General features: G+C 63.6%; 12 protein-coding genes. 1 reads left to right on the forward strand and 11 read right to left on the reverse strand.

The genetic code is table 11. The annotated features are described in order from the left end of the window. Positions 1-37: 37 nt before the first annotated feature. The 11 genes from MY55_RS13820 to MY55_RS13870 form a co-directional block, all read right to left on the reverse strand. Positions 38-1,240 carry an acetyl-CoA C-acyltransferase gene (locus tag MY55_RS13820; RefSeq protein WP_047258488.1) on the reverse strand — a complete coding sequence of 401 codons (1,203 nt, stop codon included), beginning with the start codon at positions 1,238-1,240 and terminating at the stop codon, positions 38-40. Between the two features lie 193 nt (positions 1,241-1,433). Continuing rightward, positions 1,434-3,809 (reverse strand): 3-hydroxyacyl-CoA dehydrogenase/enoyl-CoA hydratase family protein, encoded by a 2,376-nt coding sequence (locus tag MY55_RS13825; protein WP_047258508.1) that lies wholly within the window; start codon positions 3,807-3,809, stop codon positions 1,434-1,436. A 459-nt stretch (positions 3,810-4,268) separates the two neighbouring features. Continuing rightward, positions 4,269-5,750 (reverse strand): OmpP1/FadL family transporter, encoded by a 1,482-nt coding sequence (locus MY55_RS13830; RefSeq protein WP_047238405.1) that lies wholly within the window; start codon positions 5,748-5,750, stop codon positions 4,269-4,271. A gap of 182 nt (positions 5,751-5,932) precedes the next feature. Then, entirely contained in the window at positions 5,933-6,280 is a 348-nt protein-coding gene (locus tag MY55_RS13835) for an acyl-CoA thioesterase (RefSeq protein ID WP_230623452.1), read from the reverse strand. A 152-nt stretch (positions 6,281-6,432) separates the two neighbouring features. Continuing rightward, positions 6,433-8,886 (reverse strand): acyl-CoA dehydrogenase, encoded by a 2,454-nt coding sequence (locus MY55_RS13840; RefSeq protein ID WP_047238406.1) that lies wholly within the window; start codon positions 8,884-8,886, stop codon positions 6,433-6,435. A gap of 80 nt (positions 8,887-8,966) precedes the next feature. Continuing rightward, positions 8,967-9,608, reverse strand: coding sequence for a TetR/AcrR family transcriptional regulator (locus MY55_RS13845; RefSeq protein ID WP_043580701.1), 642 nt, complete (start codon positions 9,606-9,608; stop codon positions 8,967-8,969). A 199-nt stretch (positions 9,609-9,807) separates the two neighbouring features. Next, a complete protein-coding gene (locus MY55_RS13850; RefSeq protein ID WP_043580699.1) occupies positions 9,808-10,989 on the reverse strand; it encodes an O-succinylhomoserine sulfhydrylase in 1,182 nt (393 codons plus the stop codon). Positions 10,990-11,177: 188 nt separating this feature from the next. Next, positions 11,178-12,311, reverse strand: coding sequence for an L-threonine dehydrogenase (gene yiaY, locus MY55_RS13855; protein ID WP_065202558.1), 1,134 nt, complete (start codon positions 12,309-12,311; stop codon positions 11,178-11,180). Between the two features lie 106 nt (positions 12,312-12,417). Continuing rightward, positions 12,418-13,119 carry a MarC family protein gene (locus MY55_RS13860; protein WP_043580695.1) on the reverse strand — a complete coding sequence of 234 codons (702 nt, stop codon included), beginning with the start codon at positions 13,117-13,119 and terminating at the stop codon, positions 12,418-12,420. A gap of 114 nt (positions 13,120-13,233) precedes the next feature. Beyond that, positions 13,234-13,689 carry a hypothetical protein gene (locus MY55_RS13865; protein ID WP_157889324.1) on the reverse strand — a complete coding sequence of 152 codons (456 nt, stop codon included), beginning with the start codon at positions 13,687-13,689 and terminating at the stop codon, positions 13,234-13,236. A gap of 234 nt (positions 13,690-13,923) precedes the next feature. After that, positions 13,924-15,450: an amino acid permease gene (locus tag MY55_RS13870; protein WP_047243364.1), complete on the reverse strand. Its 1,527-nt coding sequence runs from the start codon at positions 15,448-15,450 to the stop codon at positions 13,924-13,926. A gap of 713 nt (positions 15,451-16,163) precedes the next feature. Between MY55_RS13870 and MY55_RS13875 the strand changes: the two genes are divergently transcribed. After that, positions 16,164-17,414: an MdtA/MuxA family multidrug efflux RND transporter periplasmic adaptor subunit gene (locus MY55_RS13875; RefSeq protein ID WP_043580690.1), complete on the forward strand. Its 1,251-nt coding sequence runs from the start codon at positions 16,164-16,166 to the stop codon at positions 17,412-17,414. Positions 17,415-17,419 lie beyond the last annotated feature (5 nt).

Raw genomic sequence — 17,419 nt, forward strand, 5'->3', positions numbered from 1 at the left:
CCGGCGGGTTTATCGCGGGTAGCGGAAGGTAGCTGGCTTACAGCACTTCGATGATGCCGGCGGCACCCATGCCGGTGCCGATGCACATCGTCACCATGCCGTGGCCCTTCAGGCCGGCGTCGCGCATGCCGTGCACCAGCGTGGCGGTGCGGATGGCACCGGTCGCGCCCAGCGGGTGGCCCAGGGCGATCGCGCCGCCGTGCGGGTTGACCTTGGACATGTCCAGCTCCAGATCGCGCGCCACCGCCAGCGCCTGGGCGGCGAAGGCTTCGTTCAGTTCGATCCATTTCAGGTCGTCCTGCTTCAAGCCGGCTTGGGCCAGCGCGGCCGGGATGGCTTCCTTCGGACCGATGCCCATGATTTCCGGCGGCACGCCCTTGACCGAGAAGGTCACGTAGCGGGCCAGCGGCACCAGGTTGAACTCCTTGAGCACGCGCTCGGACACCAGGATCACCGCGCCGGCACCGTCGGACATCTGCGAAGAGTTGCCGGCGGTGACCGAACCCTTGGCGTCGAACACGGTTTTCAGCTTGGCCAGGCCTTCCAGCGTGGTTTCGCGGCGCGGGCCCTCGTCGGTGTCCAGCACGCGGGTCTTGCTCACCACTTCGCCGGTTTCCAGGTTCGGCGTGCGGTAAGTCACTTCCAGCGGGGTGATCTCGCTCTTGAACTTGCCGCCGTCGATGGCGGCCAGCGCGCGGCGGTGGGATTCCACCGCGAACGCGTCCTGGTCTTCGCGCGACACGCCCCACTGCTGCGCCACTTTTTCAGCGGTCAGGCCCATGCCGTAGGCGATGCCGTAGTTCTCGTCCTTGGCGAAGATTTCCGGGTTCAGCGACACCTTGTTGCCCATCATCGGCACCAGCGACATCGATTCGGAACCGGCCGCGATCACCACGTCGGCTTCGCCCAGGCGGATGCGGTCGGCGGCCATCTGCACGGCGTTGATGCCGGACGAGCAGTAGCGGTTGATGGTGATGCCGCCCACGGTGTTGGGCAGGCCGGCCAGCAGCACGCCGATGCGCGCCATGTTCAGGCCCTGCTCCGCTTCCGGGAAGGCGCAGCCGACCACGCAGTCGGAAATCAGTTTCGGGTCCAGGGTCGGCACCTGGGCCAGCGCGCCGGTGATCACATGCGCCAGCATGTCGTCCGGGCGCACATGGCGCATCATGCCGCGCGGCGCCTTGCCCACCGGGGTGCGGGTGGCGGCGACGATGTAAGCTTCTTGTACTTGTTTGCTCATTTTCGATTCTCCTGTCGGCCGGCTGATCCAAGCGGTAGAAATCAACCGACCTATCATCTGGCTATTGGCCGTGCTTGCGGGAGGATTCGCAGCGAGCGGGCCGAGGTCAAGGCGAGAAGCGCAGCCGTACAAGTGGTACGGCGAGCATCACAGCCTTGAGATCGGCACGCGCAGCAGAATCATCCCCAAGCACTTAGTTGCGCAGCGGCTTGCCGGTGGTCAGCATGTTCGCGATGCGGTCCTGGGTCTTGGAGTTTTTCAGCAGGGTCATGAAAGCCTTGCGCTCCAGGTCCAGAATCCATTGCTCGTTAACCAGGGTGCCGGCCTCCACATCGCCGCCAGTCATCACGTCGGCGATCTGCGAAGCGATGAAGAAGTCGTGCTGGCTGATGAAGTTGCCTTCCAGCATGTTCACCAGTTGGCCCTTGATCGACGCGGCGCCGGAACGGCCAGCCACCGGGAAGCCCTTCACCTTCAGCGGCGGACGGTAGCCGGATTCTGCCAGCACCAGCGCCTGCTTCTTGGCCACGTACAGCAGCTCATAGGCGTTGAACACCACCGGATCGCCCTTGCGGAAGAAGCCCAGCTCCTGCGCCTCGACGCCGCTGGTGGCGACCTTGGCGGTGGCGATGTTCATGAAGTAGTCCTTCAGCGCCGCCAGCACGTCGCCGCGGGCCTCCTGCGAAGCGCGCAGCGCGAATTCCTTGCAGCCGCCGCCGCCCGGCAGCAGGCCCACGCCCACTTCCACCAGACCGACATAGGACTCCAGCGCCGCCACGGTCTTGTCGCAGTGCATCGCGAATTCGCAGCCGCCGCCGAATACATAGCCCTGGGTAGCGGCCACGGTCGGGATCTGGCTGTAGCGCAGGCGCAAGGCGGTGGTCTGGAAGCGGCCGATCATCGAATCGATGGCGTCCCAATCGCCCATCATGAAGGCCGGCATCATCGACTGCAGGTCGGCGCCGACCGAGAACGGCTCTTCGGTCTGCCAGATCACCAGGCCCTTGAAGCGGTCTTCGGCGATGTCGATGGCGGTGTTCAGGCCTTCCAGCACGGCCGGGCCGATGGCGTGGGCCTTGGACTTGAACGACACCACCAGCACATCGTCGCCGGTGGTGAAGGCGCGCACGCCCTCGTTTTCAAACACGGTTTCGCCCAGCGGCGCCACGGCTTCGCCCAGCACCTTGGCCGGCGCCAGCTGACGCTGGTAAACATCCAGCGCGGAGCGGCCAATCAGCTTCTTGTCGGCGGCGTTGAACGAGCCTTCGGCGAAATGCACGCCGGCGCGATCACTCTCCAGCACCCAGGCCGGCAGTTCGGCGGCGGTCAGGGCCTTGCCGGCCTTGACGTCTTCCTGCAGCCATTTCGCAACTTGCTGCCAGCCGGCGGATTGCCAGGTCTCGAACGGACCGGCGCTCCAACCGAAGCCCCAGCGGATGGCGAAATCGACATCGCGCGCGCAATTGGCGATATCGCCCAGGTGGTAGGAGATGTAGTGGAACACGTCGCGGAAACATGCCCACAGGAATTGCGCCTGCGGATGCTCGCTGTCGCGCAGCTTCTGGAATTTCTCCGCCGGATCGGCGATCTTCAGGATGTCCTTGACCGCGTCGTCGCCCTTCTCGCCGGAGCCGACATACTCGCCCTTGGCCGGGTCGAGCACCAGCATGCGCTTGCCGTCTTTCTTGTAGATGCCGGCCTTGGTCTTGGCGCCCAGCGCGCCGGCGGCGATCAGCTTCTGCATCCAGTCCGGAGTCTGGAACAGGCCGTGCCACGGATCTTGCGGCAGGGTGTCCTGCATGGTCTTCACCACGTGGGCGAAGGTGTCCAGGCCCACCACGTCGGCGGTGCGGAAGGTGGCGGACTTCGGACGGCCCAGACGCGGGCCGGTCAGGTCGTCGACCACGTCGAAGCGGATGCCGTACTTGGCGGCGTTGGCGATGGTGGCCAGCATCGAGAACACGCCGATGCGGTTGGCGACGAAGTTCGGGGTGTCTTTCGCGCGTACCACGCCCTTGCCCAGCGTGGACACCAGGAAGCGTTCCAGGTTGTCCAGGATGTGGGCGTCGGAGGTCACGCAGGGAATGATTTCAACCAGGTGCATGTAGCGCGGCGGGTTGAAGAAATGCACGCCGCAGAAGCGCGGGCGCACCGAATCCGGGCAGCCTTCGGCCAGCTTGTTGATCGACAGGCCGGAGGTGTTGGTGGCGAAGATGGTGTGCTCGCCCAGATGCGGGGCCACCTTGTGGTACAGGTCCACCTTCCAGTCCATGCGCTCGGCGATGGCCTCGATCACCAGGTCGCAATCCTTCAGCAGGTGCAGATGGTCGTCGTAGTTGGCCGGCTGGATGTGGGCCACCACATCGCTGCCCGCCAGCGGAGAGGGTTTCAGCTTTTTCAGACCGTCGATGGCCTTCAGCGCGATGCCGTTCTTGTCGCCTTCCTTGGCCGGAAGATCAAACAGGATGGTCGGGACTTTGGCGTTTACCAGATGAGCGGCGATCTGCGCCCCCATCACGCCGGCACCGAGCACGGCTACCTTGCGCACATTGAATTTGGTTTGAGACATGGTTTCCTCGATTTGTTGAAACACACATGAGACAGGCCCCTCTCAACCTGTCCAGCTTGCTTCAAGGACGAGCGTTGAATCGTCCTTGCCCTGCGCCCGCTCCGCCAGAGGCTGGAGCGGCGCAGGCGGGTACTACTTGATAGCGTGGCCGGCGATATTCGCTATTCTTCCGGTCCGTCACCACTCGCGGCCCGTTGCCGGACCCGCTTTGTAGACCATTCGGACGGCCCGCGCGCCGCGGAATCGTCCTGCAGATCGGCCAGCGTCGATAAAATATCAAACACTCGCTTTTATGTCGGATTAGTCTAACCCATTTTGGGCAAAATCAAAGCAGCTTTTGTAAAAAAACTGCATGCGGCGCTGGCGCGGCCGCAACAAAGCCGCCCACTGTGCCGGAACGACAACAGGGCAGACGCTGCGCGCCTGCCCTGTCGGGAGTTTCAAGCCATTAAAGACGGCTTAGAAGCGGTAGTTGTACTGCAGGCCGAGCAGTTGCAGATAGGTCTTGTAGCTGCCATTGACCGTGCCGCCGTTGCCGGTACATGCGCCGTTATTGCCGGTCGGGTTGCAAGTATCCGAGTAGTTGACGTTAGCGCTCTTGAAGTCGATGAAACTGTACGCCATATCGATCGAGCTTTGCTTGTTGATCTTGAAGTTGGCGCCCAGCGACAGCCAGATGCGGTCGCTATCCGGAATCGCCGGATGGCGCTGGTCATCCGACTTCACCGGAGACTGCTCCCAGGCCAAGCCGCCGCGCAGCATCCAGGCATCGCTCAGCTGGTAGTTGGAGCCGACCGACACGCGCCAGGTATCTTTCCAGTTCTGATGCAACACCAGATCGCCCTGCACCACGCCGTTAACGGTCGACTGCTTGATGTCGATCTGCTGCAGACGCGAGTTGCGCACCCAGGTCACATCGCCCATCAACGCAATTTTCGGATTCAGCTGATGGAAGAAGTTGGCCGATGCCGTCTCCGGCGTGCTGACATCGACAGACGCGGAAGCATCCGGGTGCGCAAGCTTGGCCGCGACAGCGGCAGGCAGCGTCACCCCGCCGATGGTCACATTGCCTTGGACGTTATTGAACGTCCAAGTAGAAGAGCCTTGCAACGATTGCTTCACAGTGGAGCGGTAGGCCAGGCCGAAGCGAGTGTTTTCATTCAACTGGAACATGTAGCCGATATTCCAGCCGAATCCCCAGTCATTACCCTCAACGTGAGCCAGACCATCGCCGCCAATGCCGCCAGCCCGCATTACAGCGGAGATCTGCGCCGGATTGGTCAAGGTAACGGTCGCCCCCCCCGGACCATACGGACCGGTGATGCCGCCAGCTGCGGCCGCCTTCATGGCGAGGCCGGACGTGGCATCAGCCATCTGCTCCAGGGTGGCGTCCATGTACTGAGCCGAAATTCCGAAACCCAAAGAATTGCGCTCATCCAACTTGAAGGCGATGGACGGGTTGATGTTCAGCGACTGCAGGTCGATGCTCTTCAGCGCGTAGCGGCCGGCCCAGTTGAAGCCGTAGTCCAGCTTGGCGCCGTAGGGCACGTACATGCCGATGCCGGCGGTGATTCTGTCGTTGATCTTGCTGGACAGGTAGAAGGTCGGCGCCGCCACCGCCTTCGGCGCGAAAGTGCCGCCGTTGTCGCCGCCGGTGGGCTGGCCCAACACATTCTTGGAGCCGTTGTCAGTGTATTCGGAGTGCGGCACCACCAGGGTGACGCCAGTGGAGAGCTGGGTGCCGTCCAGCCTGGTCAGGCCGGCCGGGTTGGAGAAGATGGTGGACGGATCGTTGGCTTCCGCGCCGTTGGCATGGGCGGTGCCCTGGCCGGAGACGCTTTGCGAACCGAACTGATAACCCGAGGCAGCCGCCTGAGTGGACGCCAGGCCGAGCGCAGTGCCCATGATCATCACGGACAGGCTAAGATGCTTGAGCTTCATGCTTCCCTCTCTGATATTTCTTGAGTAGATATTTTCATTAACGATGACCCAATCATGGCGTGAGTCATAATCGATGCTACCAGAGAATTAGAGCAATCCCACCAAACCGCAGAGCTTTTGTTCCAAACGTTCGTTTTAATGCAACATTTCCACAACAATCGGGAAATACGGCAACACTTTCCTCAATCCTGGCCCAGCAGGCGCGACTTGCCATCGCGGTCGATAGCGACATAGGTGGCGATCACCTCGGTCACGCGCACGTGCGAGCCGTCCATCCGCTCCGCCTCCACCGAAATCTTCAGCGTGATGGACTTCTGCCCTATCCGCAGCCGTTCCACATACATGTCCACCACGTCGCCCAGCATGATGGGCGCGGCGAACTGGAAGGCGTTGACCGCCACCGTGGTGACCGGACCGCGCGACAGCCGTTCGGCGTCCAGACTGCCGGCCATGTCGATCTGGCTCATCAGCCAGCCGGCCTGCACCCTGCCGTAGGCATTGGTGCTGGTGGGCAGGGCCCTGACTCGCAAGACCGGAATCCGTTGCTCCTGCTGCTCCATTGCTTGAACTCCTGCCCGCCGGGCGCTAAGCGTTGACGAAAACGGCCGCAATCGCGTCGCAGCCGTTTTCGTCAACGCCGGACACGTCGCGCGTGTCCGGCGATAGTACCACTTTGCCGATCTTAGAAAATCAGGCGCTGCAGCATTTTGTCATCATGCTGCTCCAGCTTCATGTCGAAGTCGTCCACCATGATCACGTCGCGCTTCAGCTTGCGGGCGCGGGCGACGGCGTCGAACTCGGCTTGCGTGATCAGGCCGGTCTGCAGCGCTTCGGCCAGGCGCTCGCGGGCGGTGATGGTGCGGAACTTGCCGTCGCGGGCCAGCTTGCGCAGCTTCTGCTCCACCGGCTCGGTCGCCAGCACGGCCTCCAGCGCGTGGCCCAGCACGCCGACCGCGTCGTTTTCATCCTTGGACACGTACATGCCGCGGGTAAGGCGGTCGCGGGTGGCGCCGGGCTCCATCAGCGCGCGCGCCACCTTGGTGCCGACGCGGTCGGACGCCGGCTTCAACGTCAGGCCCCACGGGAAGATGATGCGGCGCAGAATCCACGCCAGCGCGCGGTTGGGCAGGTTGGCCAGAAAGCCGTCCATCGCCACTTGCACGTCGTACAGCGCGTTTTCCACCGCCCAGCTCATCACCGCGATGTCTTCCTTCGGCGCGCCGTCGCGCTCGAAGCGCTTCAGGCAGGCGGTGGCGATGTACAGGCCGGACAGCATGTCGCCGAGGCGGGCCGACAGCTTCTCGCGGAACTTCAGCGAGCCGCCCAGGCTGAACATGGCCATGTCGGACAGCAGCGCGAAGGCGCTGGACAGGCGGGTGGTCTGTTTGTAGTAGCGCGCGGTGACGCCGCCCTTCGGGCTGCCGGCGAAGCAGGCGCCGGTCAGGCCCAGCCAGAAGGCGCGCACCTTGTTGCTGATCACGAAGTTGATGTGGCCGGTGATCGCCTTGTCGAACTCGGCGCCGTCGTTGGCCATCGCGGCTTTCATTTCGCGCAGCACGAAGGGATGGCAGCGGATGGCGCCCTGGCCGTAGATGATCATCGAACGGGTCAGGATGTTGGCGCCTTCGACGGTGATGCCGATCGGAATCGCCTGGTAGCCGCGCGCCAGGTAGTTGCGCGGGCCCAGCACCACTGCCTTGCCGCCATGCACGTCCATCGCGTCGTTCAGGGTTTTGCGCATGCGCTCGGTGTTGTGGTACTTCAGGATGGCGGACAGCACCGACGGCTTCTCGCCGTTATCCAGCGCGGTCAGCGCCAGATCCTGCGACGCCTCCATCTGGTAGGTGAAGCCGCCGATGCGGGCCATCGCCTCATCCACGCCTTCGAACTTGCCGATGGGCAGGCCGAACTGGTCGCGGATGCGGGCATAGGCGCCGGTGGTCCAGGTAGTCAGCTTGCCGCAGGCCACCGACATCGCCGGCAGCGAGATGCAGCGGCCTACCGACAGGCACTCAACCAGCATGCGCCAGCCCTGGCCGGCGAAATCGCGGCCGCCGATGATCCAGTCCAGCGGAATGAACACGTCCTTGCCCCAGGTCGGGCCGTTCATGAAGGCGGCGCCGCCCGGGAAATGGCGACGGCCGATTTCCACGCCGGCGTGCTCGGTCGGCACCAGCGCGCAGGTGATGCCGATGTCTTCCTTGTCGCCCAGCAGGTGGTCGGGGTCGTACATCTTGAACGCCAGGCCCAAGATGGTGGCCACCGGCGCCAGGGTGATCCAGCGCTTTTCCCAGCTCACGCGCACGCCCAGCACGTTTTCGAAGTGCTCGCCGGTGCGCGGGTGGGTGTAGGAGCCGCGGCATACCACGCCGAAGTCGGGAATGCTGCCGGCGTCGGAGCCGGCGTACGGGCTGGTCAGCGCGAAGCAAGGCACTTCCTGGCCCTTGGCCAGGCGCGGCAGATAGTAGTCCTTCTGCGCTTCAGTACCGTAGTGCTGCAGCAGCTCGCCCGGGCCGAGCGAGTTGGGCACCATCACCGATACGGCGGCGGAGCCGCCGCGGGTGGCGATCTTGGTCACCACCTTGGCATGGGCGTAGTTGGAGAACTCCAGGCCGCCGTATTTCTTCTTGACGATCATGCCCAGGAAGCCGTTGTCCTTGATGAACTGCCATACTTCCGGCGGCAGGTCCTTCAGCTCGTGGGTGATCTTCCAGTCGTCGATCATGCCGCACAGCTGTTCGGTCGGGCCGTCGATGAAGGCCTGCTCTTCAGCCGTCAGCTTCGGATCCGGAAAAGACAGCAGGCGCTGATAGTCCGGCTTGCCGGAGAACAGATCGCGGTCCCACCATACGGTGCCGGCGTTGATCGCTTCCTGTTCGGTCTGCGACATCGCCGGAGTGATTTTCTTGAAGATGCCGAATACCGGGCCGGTGAACACCGCGCGGCGCAGCGGCACGATATTGAGCACCGCGGCGACAACGGCGAACACCGCCCAGACGGCGACGGACGGCGGACAATGGAAAACGAACTGGAGCGCGGCGAGCCAGGCGGCGATGCCCACAGTCCAGGCCAGCACCGGCGCGGCGAAATACGCCAGCGCGCCGAGCAGCGCGATCAGAAGAATGGCAGCAATCATTGTGTATTACCCTCGTGTTGACCCCTCACTCCCGCAAACCGCTGCCTTGCTTTTGTCATACTCCGGCAGGCGGCGCGGAATCAGCCTTCGACAGGCGAAACCAAACCGGCAATCACGAAAGGCACCAGATATTTGACGATCATGTCCGGATCCCGGGCGGTGACGATCTGGCTGCGCGTGAAGATTTTCAGCACATCGTTACCGGCGAAGGCGTTGAACATGACGCTGAAGGCGAGGTGCATGCGCCAGGCCAACTGCTCCGGCTCCAGATGGGGCAGCGCCTTCTGGAAGGCGCTGGTATAGCGTTGCACGAATACGCTGTATTGCTGGGAGATGGTCTCGCGCAGCAGCCGGTGGTTTTCCACCAGCGTGCGCGACAGCAGGCGCACGAACATCGCGCCGCCGCGGGACGGGTCCTTGGACAGCGCCAGGCAGGGTCGGATGAACGACAATACCAGCTGATCCAGGGGCAACTCGCCCTCTTCCGCTTCCAGCTTGTCGAGTTCTAGCAGGCAGCCCTCCAGCAGCGGGGCCAGCCGGCGCATGAACACGGATTCGAACAATGCGTCCTTGGAGCCGAAGTGATAGTTCACCGCGGCCAGATTCACCTCGGCCTGCTGGGTGATCATGCGCAGCGAAGTCGCCTCGAAACCGTGCTCCACGAACAGACGTTCTGCAACATCCAGAATGCGGGTAGCGGTGTCGGGACGGCTTGCCTCCATGTTCTCCAGTGCCTTTATTGTATTTGCTTGTGGTTTAGTCTTGCTCATCTCAGCTTTCGAACAAGCGTTTCAAACTTACGTTTTAATTTGATCAATGTCAAGGCAAGACCATGCCCGCGACATTCACCGACTCAGGGCAATACAAAAACGGCAGTCCAATTTTAGACTGCCGTTTGAATGAAACACGCGTTAAAAGGGCTTAGTCAAGGCCTCGCAACAGATCTTGTTTAAGGTCGGCCACATTTTCCAGACCGACGCTGACGCGCAACAGCCCTTCGACGATGCCCGCCCGGTCGCGCGCCTCCTGGCTGACCCGCGCGTGCGTGGTGCTGGCCGGGTGGGTGATGGTGGACTTCACATCCCCCAGATTGGCGGTGCGGGAGATCACCTGCGCGGCATCGACCACCCGCCAGGCCGCCTCGCGGCCGCCCTTCACCACGAAGGACACCACCGCGCCGCCGCTTTTTTGCTGGCGCCGCGCCAATTCATGCTGCGGATGGCTTTCCAGCCCGGGGTAGTACACCCGCTCCACCTGCGGCAGGCTCTCCAGCCAGCGCGCCAGCTCCAGCGCGTTGGCGCTGTGCTTTTCCATCCGCAGGTGCAGGGTTTCCATGCCCGACAACAGCGTCCAGGCGTTGAACGGCGACAGCGACGGCCCGGCCGCGCGCACATGCAGATAGATTTGTTCGATCAGCGCGTCGCTGCCCACCACCGCGCCGCCCATCACCCGGCCATGGCCATCGAGGAATTTGGTGGCCGAATGCATCACCAGGTCGGCGCCCAGCGCCAGCGGCTGCTGCAGCGCCGGCGAACAGAAACTGTTATCCACCACCAGCAGCGCGCCATGCTCATGGGCGATGGCGGCGATGGCGGCCACGTCGGCCACCTCGGTCAGCGGATTGGACGGTGTCTCCAGGAACAACAGCCGGGTTTCCGGCGTGATCGCCGCGCGCCAGGCGGCCAGATCCCTGGCGTCGACGAAACGGGTGGCCACGCCGAATTTCGACAGCTGGCCGGCGAACAGATTGGTGGTGGAGCCGAACAGGCTTTGCGACGATACGATGTGGTCGCCCGCCTTCAGCAGCGTCATCATGATCGCCTGGATCGCCGCCATGCCGGTGGCGGTGGCGATGGCGCGCTCGCCGCCCTCCATCGCCGCCAGCCGCTGCTGGAAAGCCGCCACGGTGGGGTTGGTGAAACGGGAATAGGTGTAGCCCTCCACTTCGCCCAGGAACATCGCGGCGGCCTGGGCCGCGGACTCGTAGGTGAAGCTGGAGGTCAGATACAGGGCCTGGCTGTGTTCGCCGAATTCACTGACGGTGCGGCCGGCTCGAATGGCCTGCGTTTCCGGGTGCAGGGAGGATGGTTGCAGGTCGGACATGCGCTTCTCTCTTTCTCATCATCCGGCCGAAGCCGGTTGTCATTACCCATCCATCTTGCCTGAAAACCGCCCGCTTGCTAAATGCCATCCGGCGCTATCGTCGTGCCCGGCGCGGCATTTGGCGGGAAAAACAGGAAAAACCCGCCATCCTGCGATGGCGGGTTGCGAGGCGAGAGGCCGTGCGCGGCCTACAGCGCGGCGCGGAAGATCGCGCAGATTTCTTCGTGGCTGGCCTTGCGCGGATTGGTCAAACCGCAGGCGTCGTTCAGCGCATTGCCCGCCAATAACGGAATATCAGCGTCCTTCACGCCCAATTGCGCCAGCCCGGCCGGGATGCCGACATCGGCCGCCAGCCGCCTTATCGCCGCGATGGCGGCTTCCGGACTGCGCGCCTCCTCGCCCAGCGCGACGGCCACATCGCCCAGCCGGCCTCCGGCCGCCTCGGCATTGAAAGCCTGCACATGCGGCAGCAGCACCGCGTTGCACACGCCGTGCGGCAAGTCGTAGAAACCGCCCAGCTGGTGCGCCATCGCGTGCACATACCCCAAGGACGCGTTATTGAAGGCCATGCCGGCCAGGAATTGCGCGTAAGCCATCTGCTCACGCGCTTCCATGTCCTTGCCATCCTTCACCGCGCGGCGCAGGAAACCGGCGATCAGCTCCACCGCCTTCAAGGCGCAGGCATCGGTGATGGGGGTGGCGATGGTGGACACATAGGCCTCCACCGCGTGGGTCAGCGCGTCCATGCCGGTGGCGGCGGTCAGCGCGGCCGGCATGCCGGCCATGGTTTCCGGATCGTTGACCGACAGAATCGGCGTGGTGTGCTTGTCGACGATGGCCATCTTGATATGGCGCGACTCGTCGGTGATGATGCAAAAGCGCGTCATTTCGGACGCGGTACCGGCGGTGGTGTTGATCGCCACCAGCGGCAGTTGCGGCTTGGCCGACTTGTCCACGCCCTCGTAGTCCTGGATCTTGCCGCCATTCACCGCCACCAGCGCGATGGCCTTGGCGCAGTCGTGCGGCGAGCCGCCGCCCAGCGACACCACCACGTCGCAGCGTTTTTCCTTGAGCAAGGCCAGGCCGGCATTGACGTTGGCGCAGCTGGGATTGGGATGCACGCCGTCGAAGACCGTCGGCTCGATATCCGCCGCAGCCAGCATGTCCACCACCTTGCCGGCCAGCCCGGCCTTGACCAGGCCCTGGTCGGTGACGATCAGCGCCCGGCGGAAGCCGTGGCCGCGCATGGCGTCTATCGCCTGCCGCAGACAGCCGGCGCCCATCAGGTTGAGCGAGGGGATGAAGAAAGCGCTGGTGCTCATGGTTTCGTCTCCGTTCAGTGGACCGATGTCATGAACATAGTCTGCGCCCCGCCGGCCTCCTCCCGCCTTGCCTCAGGTCAACAAAAGCCGCAAGGCGCGGCCCGCGTCAGTGGAAGCTGGCGGCATTGTCGCGCAGCCATTGCGCCGCCAGCTCGCCGAAGCCGTCCCACATGATCTGCACCCCCAGGCACAGCAGAATGAAGGCCGACAGCCGCAGAAACACCACCGAGCCGGTCTGGCCCAGGTAGCGCAGCAGCTTGTCGGCGTGGCTGTAGCACAGATACACCAGCACGCTGCAGGCCAGGATGGCGGCGGAGCCCGCCAGCGGCGCCACCGCGTAACGGACGATGCCCTTGCCGCTGCCGGTGAGCGTGGCGCCGATGGTGATGGCGACCGAGATGGAGCCCGGCCCCACCGTCAGCGGGAAAGTCAGCGGGTAAAAGGCGCGCTGCTTGAGCTCGGCCTGGCTGTCGCCGCGCGACGGCTCGGTCGACGGCTGGCTGGCCTCGGCCGGCGTGTCGTTCAACATGCGCCAGGCGGCGAAGGTGATCAGCAAGCCGCCGGACATCTGCACCACCGGCAGCGACACCCCGAAAAACGACAGCACATAGCCGCCGACATACATGCTGCCCACCAGCAGCAAGGCGCAATACAGCGCGATGCGCCGCGCCAGGTAGCGGCGCTGCTGCGGCGTGTTGCGCGCCGTCATCGAGATGAAGATGGGCACCAGGCCCGGCGGATTCATGATGGGCAGCAGCGCCGCCATCACGAACAGAAATTTGGTCAGGAAGATGGACAGCAACGGCATTAGGGCAGCTCCGCGGGCAGATGTTTAAAATCTTTTCAGGATCGTAAATGTAAACGCAAAAAAGCCCGCTTGCCAGCGGGCTTTCCAATTCAACTCGACCAAGCGGGATTGCGTCTATCGCGCATCCGTCCGCGGCGCCCCTTCCGGCAGGATCCGCCGCGCCACCCACCAGGGCCGCGCCACCAAGAATATCCCGAACGCCGCTTCCAGCAGGCAGCTCAACAGATCCAGACGGCGGTCCGGAGTGAAGTAAAAACCCAGCGCCGGCCGATCGGCGGCAATCAGCAAACCCAGTACCGCGAGCAATTGCGGCAAGGCGCGCAGCAGCGCCCACAAGCCCAGAATCGCCGCCCCGGCCGCCAGCAACTCCCGCCCGGGGATCTTCAGCGCATTGGCTTCATGCGTGCGCGGCACCAGCTTGTGCGCGATGAACATCGGGAAAAACCAAAGAAAAGCGGCCAGCAGCAAAGGCAACAGCGGCATCACATACAGCAATGGCGCCGCAGCGCCGCTGTCGGGCCGCCCGCCCAGAAAGCTGGCAATGCCAAGCGACTGGAAGGAAATCACCACCAGCCACAGCGCGAACAGCCTGGCCGCCATGCCTACGATTTGTTGAGGCGTCATTAAGATTCTTTCAGTTCAATCCACGTCGCCCGGCATTTTACACGCCAAACGCAAACGGTTTTCGCCCAACGCGCAGCTAAGCGGCCATTAGCGCTCGTGAACTTTCACATTGCGCTCCCAAACGACAAACAGGCCCTTGAGGGCCTGTTTCATTTTTACGCGCGGCTTTCGCCGCGACGGTCAGGCTTGAGCCTCAGCCAATTTGCCGCCGCGGCCTTCCTCGCGCAGCTCCCGCGCCTTGCGGTGGGCGTCGGCCAGGTCAACCTGCTCCAGCGGCACCAGGCGGGTCTTGTGCTTGACCCGGTAGCCCCACCACAGCGCCAGGAACAGCGGAATGCCGACATAAGTGGCCACCACGCCGTTCCAGTCCACCTTGGCGGCGGTGAAGGCGGTGTAGTTCTGGCCCAGCATGATCAGCATGCACAAGGCGAAGGCGAACAGCGGCCCCAGCGGGAACCATTTGGCCTTATACGGCAGATCGGCCAGGTCATAGCCCTGCCGCACATAGGCGCGGCGGAAGCGGTAATGGCTGATGGCCACGCCCAGCCAGGCGATGAAGCCGGTCATGCCCGACGAATTGAGCAGCCACATGTATACCGCGTTGCTGTCGAACAGCGAAGTCAGGAAGCACAAGCAGGCCACCAGCGTGGTGGCGTACAGCGCGTTGCGCGGCACGCCGTCGGCGGTCAGCTTGCCGAAGCGGGCCGGCGCCATGCCGTTCTTGGCCATCGCGTACAGCATGCGGGTGGACGCGTACATGCCGGAGTTGCCGGCGGACAAGATGGCGGACAGGATCACCGCGTTCATCAGGCTGGCGGCGAAGGCCAGGCCGGCGCGGTTGAACACCAGCGTGAACGGGCTGGCGCCGACATCCTTCATCTCGTTCTTCAACAGCAGCGGATCGTTGTAAGGCAGGATCAGACCGATGATCAGGATGGACAGCATGTAGAACATCAGGATGCGCCAGAAGATCTGCCGCACCGCGCGCGGAATGGTGCGGCCCGGATTGGCGGACTCGCCGGCGGCCACGCCGATCAGCTCGGTGCCCTGGAAGGAGAAGCCCACCACCATGGCCACGCCGACAAAGGCCGCCAGGCCGCCGACGAAGGGCCCTTGGCCCTGCATCATCACGCCGAGGCCGGGCGCGATGCGCTGCGGCTGCGGTTCGGTCATGATGCCGAAGATCATCAGAAAGCCGATGACGATGAAGGCGATGATGGTGGCCACTTTCAGCATCGAGCACCAGAACTCCGCTTCGCCGAAGCCCTTCACCGAGAAATAGTTGAGCGCGAAGATCAGCACCAGAAAGCCCGCGCTCCACACCACGCCGGGCACCGCCGGGTACCAGTAGTGCATGATGATGGCGGCCGCGGCCAGCTCCACCGCGATGGTCACCGCCCAGTTGTACCAGTAGTTCCAGCCTTGGGCGAAGCCGAAGGCGGGGTCGACGAAGCGCGAACCGTATACCTGGAAGGAACCCGACACCGGCATGAAGGCTGCCATCTCGCCCAAGCTGGTCATCAGGAAGTACACCATCAGGCCCACCAGCGCGTACGCCAGCAAAGCCCCGCCGGCGCCGGCGCCGGCCACCGTGGCGCCCGATGCCAGGAACAGGCCGGTGCCGATGGAGCCGCCGATGGCGATCATCGACAGATGGCGCGCCTGCAGCGAACGCCGCAGTTCCGGCGCGTCTTGTTTCTTGTCCATATCCAACTCGCTCTAATGTTCTGCCGCGCGGGATTGCCCCGCGCCGCCCTGGCGGATCGCCGGGCCCGAATAATCAAAGCGGAAAAGAATGACATCGTTCGTTCGCATTGCCTAGCCCGGATGAGGCAAAATATGCAAAAAACGAAAATGTCATGTTCGCAAAAGAAACAAACTCGCCCGTCACACCCGCTGTGGCCCTTGCATCCAGCTCATGCCGTACCGCGCCGGCGACAATTCCGCCTCACAGCCGCTGCCCTCCCCGTTCCAGCCATCTCCCAGGCGCGGCGGCGCAACCAATTTTGGGAGCGGCTCCGCCCCTCCGCACGCATTTCTTGGCCTTGCGGAACAGCGCCATACGCAATGGACAAACCTCGGCGCGTCCATGAAATGTAAAAATCACGAATCGGCTGAAAACCTCGCGGCTCGGTCTTTTGACTGCGCAGCCCTACTGGAATCAAACGCTTAGCATGGGGAAAGGCAATCGAGCATCCGCACCGATCCAACAAAGAAAGCAAACACTCATTTTTAGTTAACAATTTCAAACACAAACCGCGCTCGGACTAAAACCAGGCTCATACAATTCGGTCAGTCTTAAAATACAACGCGGCTGGCATAGGCCGCTCGGTTTTTAGCATAAACGCAGCATAAAGCATGAAAAAATGTCATGCTCTGCCAGTTAATAACAAGTGAAACGTCCGTCCGGAGCACGCCGCATGTCGACCCCCACGTCCGCCAAATCCAACCGCCTGCCTTTAGTCATCGCAGCCATCGCCGTCATCGGCGGCGGCTGGTGGTGGCACCAGCACAGCAAGAGCGCCAAGGATGCCGCCGCCAACGCCAAGGGCGGCGCGCCGATGGCGGTGGGCGTGACCGCCGCGCGGACGCTGGACGCCCCGCTGCAGCTGAACGCGCTGGGCACGGTCAACTCCACGTATACCGTCACCGTCCGCAGCCGGGTGGACGGCCAGCTGGACAAGGTGCACTTCGAAGAAGGCCAATTGGTCAAGCAGGGCCAGTTGCTGGCCGAACTGGACCCACGACCCTATCTCGCGGCGCTGACCCAGGCCCAGGGCCAGTTGCTGCGCGATCAGGCGCTGCTGCAGAACGCCCAGCTGGACCTGGCCCGCTACCGCCAGTTGCTGGGGCAGAACTCCATCTCCAAGCAACAGGTAGACACCCAGGACGCGCTGGTCAAACAATATCAGGGCACGGTCAAGCTGGACCAGGGCTCGGTGGATAACGCCAAGCTGCAGCTGGACTACAGCCGCGTCACCGCGCCGGTGGCCGGCCGCGTCGGCCTGCGCCAGGTGGATCCGGGCAATATCGTGCACGCCAGCGACGCCAACGGCGTGGTGGTGATCACCCAGACCCAGCCGATCAATGTGGTGTTCGCCATCCCGGAAGTGAGCCTGTCGCAGGTGTTGCAGGCCGCCGCTGACAACAAGCAGCTGAAAGTGGAAGCCTGGGACCGCGACAACAAGCACAAGCTGGCCGACGGCGTCCTGCTGGCGATGGACAACCAACTGAACACCAGCACCGGCACCATCAATATCAAGGCCAAGTTCGCCAACGAAAAACAGGCGCTGTTCCCCAATCAGTTCGTCAACGTCAACTTGCAGCTGGGCGTGCGCAAGAACGCCATCGTGGTGCCGACCGCCGCGGTGCAGCTGGGCAAGGCGGGCAGCTATGTCTACACCGTAGGCAGCGACTCCACCGTCAGCATCAGCAAGGTCGCGGTGGGCCCGGCCTCCGGCGACGTCACCATCATCGAATCCGGCCTGCGCGCCGGCCAGCAGGTGGTGATAGACGGCGTGGACAAGCTGCGCAACGGCGCCAAGGTCAAGGTGATAGACCGCGCCGCGCAAAGCCAGGAAGCCGCCGCGGCGGCCAGCGAAGGCAAGCCGCACCGCAAGCACGGCGCCAGCGGAGACTGGGGCAAGCGTCACGCCTCGGCCGCCAACTAAGCGCA

This window comes from Chromobacterium subtsugae, assembly GCF_001676875.1.
Classification (GTDB): Bacteria; Pseudomonadota; Gammaproteobacteria; order Burkholderiales; family Chromobacteriaceae; genus Chromobacterium; species Chromobacterium subtsugae.